The 8,001-nt window shown below is 52.2% G+C and carries 8 protein-coding genes; 5 read left to right on the top strand and 3 right to left on the bottom strand.

All coding sequences use genetic code 11. The features are described 5' to 3' along the window. The 5 genes from ftsZ to mutT form a co-directional block, all read left to right on the top strand. Positions 1 to 1,127, top strand: a 1,127-nt coding sequence (gene ftsZ / locus RT644_RS21730) for a cell division protein FtsZ (RefSeq protein ID WP_313628065.1), incomplete at its 5' end; no start/stop codon positions are given. Positions 1,128 to 1,227: 100 nt separating this feature from the next. Further along, entirely contained in the window at positions 1,228 to 2,145 is a 918-nt protein-coding gene (gene lpxC, locus RT644_RS21725; protein ID WP_020456551.1) for a UDP-3-O-acyl-N-acetylglucosamine deacetylase, read from the top strand. A gap of 278 nt (positions 2,146 to 2,423) precedes the next feature. After that, entirely contained in the window at positions 2,424 to 2,930 is a 507-nt protein-coding gene (gene secM / locus RT644_RS21720) for a secA translation cis-regulator SecM (protein ID WP_313628064.1), read from the top strand. 60 nt (positions 2,931 to 2,990) lie between these two features. Beyond that, positions 2,991 to 5,696: a preprotein translocase subunit SecA gene (secA, locus tag RT644_RS21715; RefSeq protein ID WP_020456553.1), complete on the top strand. Its 2,706-nt coding sequence runs from the start codon at positions 2,991 to 2,993 to the stop codon at positions 5,694 to 5,696. 59 nt (positions 5,697 to 5,755) lie between these two features. Next, entirely contained in the window at positions 5,756 to 6,145 is a 390-nt protein-coding gene (gene mutT, locus RT644_RS21710) for an 8-oxo-dGTP diphosphatase MutT (protein WP_020456554.1), read from the top strand. Between the two features lie 27 nt (positions 6,146 to 6,172). On the opposite strand, the gene yacG is transcribed toward mutT, so the two are convergent. Genes yacG through coaE form a run of 3 tightly spaced genes read right to left on the bottom strand, consistent with a single transcriptional unit; the run spans position 6,173 to position 7,742 of the window. After that, entirely contained in the window at positions 6,173 to 6,367 is a 195-nt protein-coding gene (gene yacG / locus RT644_RS21705; protein WP_160271175.1) for a DNA gyrase inhibitor YacG, read from the bottom strand. A gap of 11 nt (positions 6,368 to 6,378) precedes the next feature. Further along, a complete protein-coding gene (gene zapD, locus RT644_RS21700) occupies positions 6,379 to 7,122 on the bottom strand; it encodes a cell division protein ZapD (RefSeq protein ID WP_097406981.1) in 744 nt (247 codons plus the stop codon). Then, positions 7,122 to 7,742: a dephospho-CoA kinase gene (gene coaE, locus RT644_RS21695; protein WP_313628061.1), complete on the bottom strand. Its 621-nt coding sequence runs from the start codon at positions 7,740 to 7,742 to the stop codon at positions 7,122 to 7,124. Before coaE ends, zapD begins: the two co-directional genes overlap by 1 nt. Positions 7,743 to 8,001: the final 259 nt, after the last annotated feature.

Below are 8,001 nucleotides of genomic sequence, written 5' to 3'. Positions count from 1 at the left end.
CCAACGACGCGGTGATTAAAGTCATCGGCGTCGGTGGCGGCGGCGGTAACGCCGTAGAGCATATGGTGCGCGAGCGCATCGAAGGGGTTGAGTTCTTCGCGGTGAATACCGACGCACAGGCGTTGCGTAAAACAGCGGTGGGGCAAACCATTCAGATCGGTGGTGGTATCACCAAAGGTCTGGGCGCTGGGGCAAACCCTGAAGTTGGCCGTAACGCGGCGGAAGAGGATCGTGAAGCGCTACGCGCTGCGCTGGAAGGTGCTGACATGGTCTTTATCGCAGCGGGAATGGGCGGCGGTACCGGTACCGGTGCGGCACCTGTAGTGGCTGAAGTTGCAAAAGATCTGGGTATCCTGACCGTTGCTGTCGTGACCAAGCCTTTCAATTTTGAAGGCAAGAAGCGTATGGCATTTGCGGAGCAGGGGATTACTGAGCTGTCTAAGCATGTGGACTCGCTGATTACCATCCCTAACGACAAACTGCTGAAAGTGCTGGGTCGTGGTATTTCTTTGCTGGACGCATTTGGCGCGGCGAACGATGTTCTGAAAGGCGCAGTGCAGGGTATTGCCGAGCTGATTACGCGCCCGGGTCTGATGAACGTCGACTTTGCTGACGTGCGTACCGTGATGTCCGAAATGGGCTACGCGATGATGGGTTCTGGCGTTGCCAGCGGCGAAGATCGCGCGGAAGAAGCGGCCGAAATGGCGATTTCCAGCCCGCTGCTGGAAGATATCGATCTGTCTGGTGCGCGAGGCGTGCTGGTTAACATTACGGCGGGCTTTGACCTGCGTCTGGATGAGTTCGAGACTGTGGGTAACACTATCCGTGCGTTTGCATCGGATAACGCAACCGTGGTTATCGGTACTTCCCTTGACCCGGATATGAATGACGAACTGCGTGTTACTGTTGTTGCGACCGGTATCGGTATGGACAAGCGTCCGGAAATTACCCTGGTCACCAATAAACAAGCGCAGCAGCCGGTAATGGATCGCTATCAGCAGCACGGCATGCAGCCGATGCAGCAGGAGCAGAAACCAGCGAAAGTGGTTAACGACAATACGCCGCAGACCACCAAAGAGCCTGATTATCTGGATATTCCAGCGTTTTTGCGTAAACAAGCCGATTAAGAATTTGCTGGAAGTTGGGCTTCGTCGCTCTTTGTGCTAAACTGGCCGTCCGATTGTGTTATACAATTTGGATGGATTGGTAATTAGGCGAGATTATACGATGATCAAACAAAGGACACTTAAACGTATCGTTCAGGCGACTGGTGTCGGTTTACATACCGGCAAAAAAGTCACACTGACGTTGCGCCCTGCGCCGGCAAATACCGGGGTCATCTATCGTCGCACTGACTTAAATCCACCGGTAGACTTCCCGGCTGATGCTAAATCTGTGCGTGATACAATGCTCTGTACTTGTCTGGTCAACGAGCATGACGTGCGCATTTCAACCGTTGAGCACTTGAATGCTGCTCTGGCGGGTTTAGGCATCGACAACATTATTGTTGAAGTTGACGCGCCGGAAATTCCGATTATGGATGGCAGTGCAGCACCATTCGTTTACCTGCTGCTGGATGCAGGGCTCGAAGAGCTGAACAGCGCCAAAAAATTTGTTCGCATCAAAGAAACGGTGCGCGTTGAAGACGGTGACAAGTGGGCTGAGTTCAAACCGCATAACGGTTTTACACTCGACTTCACCATCGACTTTAACCACCCGGCAATTGATGCCAGTACGCAACGTTACGCAATGAACTTCTCTGCCGACGCGTTTATGCGCCAGATTAGTCGCGCGCGTACTTTCGGTTTCATGCGTGATATCGAATACCTCCAGTCTCGTGGACTGTGCCTGGGCGGTAGCTTCGATTGTGCCATCGTAGTTGATGATTATCGCGTACTGAACGAAGACGGCCTGCGTTTCGAAGATGAATTTGTTCGCCACAAAATGCTGGATGCAATTGGTGATCTGTTCATGTGTGGTCACAATATTATTGGTGCATTTACCGCTTATAAATCTGGTCATGCTCTGAATAATAAACTGTTGCAGGCTGTTCTGGCGAAACAGGAAGCCTGGGAATATGTGACTTTCGAAGACGAAGCAGAACTGCCGCTGGCATTCAAAGCCCCGTCAATGGTTCTGGCGTAACGCCATAACCTCAAAATCGACTGGTTAACCTGGCACTCTCTCCGGTCAGGGAAACCAGTCGTTTTTATTTGTGCATTTCATCAAAAACGCCGGTGCGCGGATTAAATTCAAAACCTTTCTCCCGCTTTTTTTAGCGCGACTGCTGCTTTCCTGTCCAGTTTTCTGCCTTGCTATGCCCGAATACTGCTGTGGCGTGATGGCTTTAGTGGTAAGATTTGGGGCGCAAAACGACATACACTGACGCATTTTGAGACAGGTGTGATTTTAGGGTGGAGCAAGTGAGCGGAATACTGACGCGCTGGCGACAATTTGGCAGACGCTATTTCTGGCCGCATCTCTTATTAGGGATGGTCGCGGCGAGTTTTGGTTTGCCTGCACTTGCCTGCAATACAGAAACCGCTCAGCCAGCACGCGAAACGACCCGCAATCACGATAACGCCAGCGCGGTCAATTTCAGCAGCTTTGCCTTGCTGGAAGCCACACGCCGTCCGAACTTCACCGTCGACTACTGGCATCAACATGCCATTCGCACCGTTATTCGCCACCTTTCGTTCGCCATGGCACCGCAAGCGCTGCCGGTGGCAACGGAAGAGCCGTTGCCGATTCAGGCACACCATCTTGCTTTGCTGGACACGCTCAGCGCGCTGCTGACGCTGGAAAGTAAGCCGCCAGCAATTGTTCGTCTTGCAGCCCAAACCACCTTCGTACCGCATACCGCGTTTCGCGTTTCCACCTGGATAAGCCAGGTACAAGGTATCCGCGCCGGGCCTCAGCGTCTCAGCTAAAAAACGAGTCTTTTTATCCATTTTTTAGCTCCGTAAAACGGGGCGCTTGAGATTTTTATTATGCTTACCAATTTGTTAACTAAAGTATTCGGTAGTCGTAACGATCGTACGCTGCGTCGCATGCGTAAAACTGTTGCCCAGATTAACGCCATGGAACCGGCCATGGAGCAGCTCAGCGATGACGAGCTGAAAGGTAAAACTGCTGAGTTTCGCGCGCGTCTGGAAAAAGGCGAAAGCGTAGATAGCCTGCTACCAGAAGCGTTCGCTGTCGTGCGAGAAGCGAGTAAACGCGTGTTTGGCATGCGCCATTTCGACGTGCAACTGCTGGGCGGTATGGTGCTTAACGATCGCTGTATCGCAGAGATGCGTACCGGTGAAGGGAAAACATTAACCGCAACATTGCCGGCCTACCTGAACGCCCTGAGCGGTAAAGGCGTGCACGTCGTAACGGTGAACGACTATCTGGCGCAACGTGACGCCGAAAATAACCGTCCACTGTTTGAATTCCTCGGCCTGAGCGTTGGCATCAACCTGCCGGGCATGCCGTCTGTTGCTAAACGCGAAGCCTACGCCGCTGACATTACTTACGGTACAAACAACGAATACGGCTTCGATTACCTGCGCGATAACATGGCGTTCAGCCCTGAAGAACGCGTGCAACGTAAACTGCACTACGCACTGGTGGATGAGGTCGACTCCATCCTGATCGATGAAGCGCGTACTCCGCTGATCATCTCTGGTCCGGCGGAAGACAGCTCCGATCTGTATAAAAAAGTGAACAAAATCATCCCGCATCTGATTCGTCAGGAGAAAGAAGATTCTGACACTTTCCAGGGTGAAGGCCACTTCTCCGTAGACGAGAAAGCGCGTCAGGTTACCCTGACCGAACGTGGTCTGGTGCTGATTGAAGAGCTGCTGGTAAAAGAAGGCATCATGGAAGAGGGCGAGTCGCTCTACTCTCCTGCGAATATCATGCTGATGCACCACGTCACTGCTGCTCTGCGTGCCCACGCGCTGTTTACCCGCGATGTTGACTACATCGTGAAAGATGGCGAAGTCATTATCGTTGATGAACACACCGGGCGTACCATGCAGGGTCGTCGCTGGTCCGATGGTCTGCACCAGGCCGTTGAAGCCAAAGAAGGCGTGGAAATCCAGAATGAAAACCAGACTCTGGCCTCGATCACCTTCCAGAACTATTTCCGCCTGTATGAAAAACTCGCCGGGATGACCGGTACTGCGGATACCGAAGCGTTCGAATTCAGTTCAATCTATAAACTGGATACCGTTGTCGTTCCGACTAACCGCCCAATGATCCGTAAAGATATGCCGGATCTGGTCTATATGACTGAAGCGGAAAAAATTCAGGCGATTATCGAAGACATTAAAGAGCGTACGGCTAAAGGACAGCCAGTGCTGGTGGGGACTATCTCCATCGAAAAATCAGAAGTTGTGTCCAATGAGCTGACAAAAGCGGGCATCAAGCACAACGTTCTGAACGCCAAATTCCACGCCAAAGAAGCAGATATCGTGGCGCAAGCGGGATACACCGGTGCGGTGACCATTGCGACGAACATGGCCGGTCGTGGTACGGATATCGTGCTGGGCGGGAGCTGGCAGGCTGAGCTGGCTGAGATCGAAGATCCAACGCCTGAGCAAATCGCCAAAGTGAAAGCCGACTGGCAGGTGCGTCACGACGCGGTGCTGGCGGCTGGCGGCCTGCACATTATCGGTACTGAGCGTCACGAATCACGCCGTATCGATAACCAGTTGCGTGGTCGTTCCGGTCGTCAGGGTGATGCGGGTTCCTCCCGTTTCTACCTCTCCATGGAAGATGCGCTGATGCGTATTTTTGCCTCCGACCGTGTTTCCGGCATGATGCGTAAGCTGGGGATGAAGCCGGGCGAAGCGATTGAACACCCGTGGGTCACCAAAGCCATTGCCAACGCCCAGCGTAAAGTGGAAAGCCGCAACTTTGACATTCGTAAGCAGCTGCTGGAATACGATGATGTGGCCAACGATCAGCGTCGCGCGATTTACACCCAGCGTAACGAATTGCTGGACGTATCTGATGTTAGCGAAACGATTACCAGCATTCGTGAAGATGTCTTTAAAGCGACTATTGATGGTCATATTCCGCCGCAGTCTCTGGAAGAGATGTGGGATGTTCCTGGTCTGCAGGAACGTCTGAAAAACGACTTCGACCTCGACCTGCCGATCGCAGAATGGCTGGATAAAGAGCCGGATCTGCATGAAGAAACGCTGCGTGAACGTATTCTGCAAAGCGCGGTTGAAACCTATCAGCGCAAAGAGGAAGTTGTTGGCGCAGAGATGATGCGTCACTTCGAAAAAGGCGTAATGCTGCAAACGCTTGATTCCTTGTGGAAAGAGCACCTGGCGGCGATGGATTATCTGCGTCAGGGTATCCACCTGCGTGGCTATGCGCAAAAAGATCCGAAGCAGGAATATAAGCGTGAATCTTTCGCCATGTTTGCTGCGATGCTGGAGTCGCTGAAATACGAAGTCATCAGCACGCTGAGTAAGGTACAGGTGCGTATGCCGGAAGAAGTGGAAGAGATGGAGCAGCAGCGCCGTCAGGAAGCTGAACGTCTGGCGCAGATGCAGCAACTGAGCCACCAGGATGACGAATCCGCCGCTGCGGCTGAACTTGCCGCACAAACTGGCGAACGCAAAGTAGGGCGCAACGATCCGTGCCCGTGTGGTTCCGGTAAAAAATACAAACAGTGCCACGGGCGTCTGGCATAACGCGTTAATAATAATTACGAAGGCGCAGATATCTGCGCCTTTTTTATGGGATCTGCAGAATGAAAATACTCAACATCGCCGTAGGGATCATCCGTAATCCGCAAGGAGAAATCTTTATTACCCGGCGAGCCGCCGATGCGCATATGGCAAATAAACTGGAATTCCCCGGCGGCAAGATTGAAGCCGGTGAAACCCCTGAGCAGGCCATGATCCGCGAACTACAGGAAGAAGTGGGTATAACACCTGTTGAAGCGGTACTGTTTGATAAGCTGGAATATCAGTTCCCGGATCGCCATATCACGTTGTGGTTCTGGCTGGTAGAGCGCTGGGAAGGGCAGCCCTGGGGTAAAGAGGGACAACCAGGCGAGTGGATAGCGCAGGATAAGCTGAATGCGGAAGATTTCCCGCCGGCGAATGAACCCGTTATTACCAGGCTGGCGCAGCGCTAAGCAACACGCCAGCCGGTTCGTTGGCGATTACGGCTGCTCTTCACTCCAGTCATCGCTGTCGGAGAGATCGCCTGAACTTGGAATACGCTTCTCTTCTGCAGCCCATTCACCTAAGTCAATAAGCTGGCAGCGTTTGGAGCAGAAGGGGCGAAACGGGCTTTCTTCACCCCAGACCACAGTTTTGCCGCAGGTTGGGCAGTTAACCATCGTAGCTTCAGTCATTACGGAACTCCTTAACAGCAGGCCAGTTCAAAATCCAGCCGCTCCGGTACCAGGCCGTTTTCGCTGTCGAGGGGCATAAAACGTATAGCAAAGCGGCTCTTATGGCCGGAAATTTGTGGATATAAACGCTCTTTCAAAGGCAATTGCAGGCGCAGAAGGTCGGCATCTTCGCCATTATCCTGGTAAAAACCATTCAGGCTGGTCTGGCGACGAAATGGTGCAGCGTTGCGAATAAGATCAAGGATCAGCGATAGCGTTGCGCGCAGCGGTTCAAGGCTTGCAAGCCATATTTCGATTTGCGCATCGCGCTGTTCTTGCGGTAAGTGCAGCCACATATGCAACGTGGGCAAATCGAAACTACAACATCCGCCGGGGATACTCAGGCGCTGTCGCACCAGCCCAATCAGGCGATCTTCACGTAATAACTGACCGATGCGTGGTGCGGTCATCAACACAGCGCCGCTCTCTTTCAACTGCTGGCGGATAGCCTCAATACGATTGAGATCAACGCCGGGCACTTCGCTCCAGGCGCGCAGTTTACGTTGCTGACGTTCCAGCTCTTTCAGTAATTCAGTGCGGGTATCGCCCCGCTCAAACACATCCAGCAATTCACCTACGTTGCGGAAAAAGTGCAGCGCGCCTGCGTGATCGCTTACCGGTAAATGAACCGAAAGTTGTTGCAGTAAAAACTCAACGCGCAGCCAGGTACGCATCTTTTCATTAAGCGGATGTTCAAAAAGGATGTGGGTGTGCATTACGGTTTTTCCTGTGATACGGCCTGCGAAGCATAACGTAGATAGGCTGCATGCAGGCGGGCAACATCCGATGCTATCGCATCTGGTGCGCCATTATTGTCAATAACATCATCCGCGATGGCAAGTCGCGCTTCACGCGTGGCCTGAGCCGTGAGAATTTTTTCTGCATGTTCTCGGCTGACGCCATCGCGCTGCATGGTGCGTAAAATTTGTGTCTCAACCGGGACGTCGATGACTAAAACGCGATCGGCTTTATCATAAAGCTGGTTTTCCACCAGCAACGGAACAACCCACAGTACATAAGGTGACGTCGCTTGCGCAATCTGGTGCTGGGTCAGTTTTTGAATAAGCGGGTGGAGCAAACCGTTTAGCCATGCTTTATCGGCTGGGGATGCAAAAATATGTTCGCGCAACAAACGACGATTCAGTGATCCGTCCTTAAGCAGCATTTCAGCGCCGAAATGTCCGACAATGGCGCGTAATGCTTCGGTTCCGGGTTCCACAACCTGACGTGCGATAATATCCGCGTCGATAACATTAACACCCAATGCAGCAAAGGCATTTGCCACGGTGCTTTTACCGCTGCCGATGCCGCCAGTTAACGCGACCGTATACCCCATAACGCTTAGTCCTAAAATAGCCTGCTATTCACCACTCTGCGCCTTTTTTCCTGCTTTCGTAACGGTATTTTGCCGTCTCTGATAAGAGAAAAACGCAAAAGTGCTAATATAATTATTAGATTATTCAGTTGGTTGTGATTAAAGCAAGCGACAATGAAATCAATTAACCCAAACTTGCCTGTTCACCAGGTAAATTTATAGGATTGTAGCGTAAAAAAAGAGAATTTCGCAGTCTTGCACGGTCCTTATTAGCGCGTAT

It is taken from the genome of Kosakonia sp., from assembly GCF_032104925.1.
In the GTDB taxonomy this organism is placed as follows: Bacteria; Pseudomonadota; Gammaproteobacteria; order Enterobacterales; family Enterobacteriaceae; genus Kosakonia.
Note: the sequence above shows the minus strand (reverse complement) of the source record. Positions and strands in the feature narration are given on the sequence as shown.

Excerpts from the sequence above, each read along its gene's own strand:
- yacG (WP_160271175.1), bottom strand. The coding sequence starts at position 6,367 with ATGACTGAAGCTACGATGGTTAACTGCCCAACCTGCGGCAAAACTGTG.
- zapD (WP_097406981.1), bottom strand. The coding sequence starts at position 7,122 with ATGCACACCCACATCCTTTTTGAACATCCGCTTAATGAAAAGATGCGT.
- coaE (WP_313628061.1), bottom strand. The coding sequence starts at position 7,742 with ATGGGGTATACGGTCGCGTTAACTGGCGGCATCGGCAGCGGTAAAAGC.
- lpxC (WP_020456551.1), top strand. The coding sequence starts at position 1,228 with ATGATCAAACAAAGGACACTTAAACGTATCGTTCAGGCGACTGGTGTC.
- secA (WP_020456553.1), top strand. The coding sequence starts at position 2,991 with ATGCTTACCAATTTGTTAACTAAAGTATTCGGTAGTCGTAACGATCGT.
- mutT (WP_020456554.1), top strand. The coding sequence starts at position 5,756 with ATGAAAATACTCAACATCGCCGTAGGGATCATCCGTAATCCGCAAGGA.